The following is a 1,557-nucleotide window of genomic DNA, read 5'->3' as shown; positions in this document are numbered from 1 at the left end:
CCCGTGTCCGGTCAGGACCCTGGCTCGAGCCACCAGGGGCTCGAATAGGCCACCCCGAGATCGTTGCACGGGTGTCCGTCCGGGCCGGGCTGCTCGTTGGCGGCGGCCGGGTCGGAGATTCGCAGCACGACCCAGTCGCCGTCCTCGACGTCCATCGGGACGGTGAATTCGACCAGATCGCCGGCCTCGAACTCGACGACCTCGGCGACGAGCGGGGCGTCGGTATCGGGCCGCAGGACCTGCACGCGCAACGGCTTGCCCGTCCATTCCGGTCCTCGGTCAAGGTCGACCGCGAAGCTGACGTCCCCGGCGATGAAGGGCACCGACCCTCCCATCTGGACGCCGTTGGCGGTGGCGTCGAGCCGCAGGCCCGAGACCCGGGTCGCGAAGAACCGGCGGGCCCGCATCGCCTCGTACACGCCCGCGCGGGTGTTCTCGGCGACCCACAGACCACTGCGGCCTTTGCCCTCGGGGAAACCCCAGTCGGTGCCGTGCTCGTCGGTGACGCCGGTCAAGCCGGTGCGCCATCCGGCGTTGAGGCAGGCCACCAGGGGTGAGCTCATGCCCGAGGACCAGCCCTCGAACAGGTAGTCGTCGCGGCGGTTGAACATCTCGAGGCCGACCATGTGGTCGACCGCAGGCGAGTCGGGATCGAACTCGTCGAACCGGGCCGCCTCACGCCCCGGATGGTTGAATGTGGCGATGGCGTCCCGGGCGTCGAGCCAGTCGTAGAGACCGTTCATGCTGCTGGCCCGGAGCAGGTCGACGAAGTCGCCGGTGCCGTACACGTTGACGTGGCCGAGCAGCGGGTGCGACCACTCGAAGCCGCGGATCGCCGTGAACCGGCCGGGGTCGTCGGCCGCGTCGGCGATCTCGCCGGTGCGGCGCCATTCCCCGGAGGAGAGCCCTTCGATGGCGAACAGGGTGGTGTGGTCGGTCAGCGCTGCGACGTCGAGCCCGGCCGAGTTCATCGACTCGAAGGCGAGTTCGGGATCGCCATCGCCGTCGGACATGACGGTGTGGTTGTGCATATCGGCGTGGACCAGACGGGTGCCCTGGCTGATCCTGGAGCTTCGCGAAGCGCCCACCTGCGCAGTCACGCCCGGCGACTGCGCCGTCAGGGCGGTGGAGGCTTGGACGGTGCCGGGCGCCGCGGCGAGCATCAGCAGGCCGCCGGCTCCGGCCAGGAGTGCGCGTCGAGGAAGTTCGGGGTGGTCGTGTGAATGGTGATGATCGTGCCGGTGATCCGGTTGATATTCACTCATGAACATAAGTACACACGTCGTCACTCAACACTGGCCGACGGCCAGCGAACGCGGAGGCGAACTCCAGGCCAATAGGCCATCTCGGACGCTCCACATGCCGGTACGACCTCGCCGCAGAAGTCCGCCGAATCGGCGTCCGCGCCTCGCGGTATATCCGCCGCTGCCTGGGCGTTTCGCAGGAGCGATGGGGCGGAACGAAAAGCGCTCCTGGCCTCGGCGTTGCGGAGTCCTGATCGTCGAGGCGAGGAGCGCTTTCAGTGTGACGTCGGTATCGCGTGGGGGTGCCTGGGGC

The 1,557-nt window shown here is 68.7% G+C and carries 1 protein-coding gene; it reads right to left on the bottom strand.

Annotation, left to right across the window (positions count from 1 at the left end; genetic code table 11):
- Nucleotides 1–11: 11 nt before the first annotated feature.
- Nucleotides 12–1,265, bottom strand: coding sequence for a CehA/McbA family metallohydrolase (locus tag ACYVK3_RS12945; RefSeq protein ID WP_460497738.1), 1,254 nt, complete (start codon nucleotides 1,263–1,265; stop codon nucleotides 12–14).
- Nucleotides 1,266–1,557: the final 292 nt, after the last annotated feature.

The sequence above is a fragment of the Glycomyces tarimensis genome (assembly GCF_054776215.1).
The sequence above is the reverse complement of the archived record's forward strand: the minus strand, read 5'-3'. Positions and strand labels throughout refer to the sequence as shown.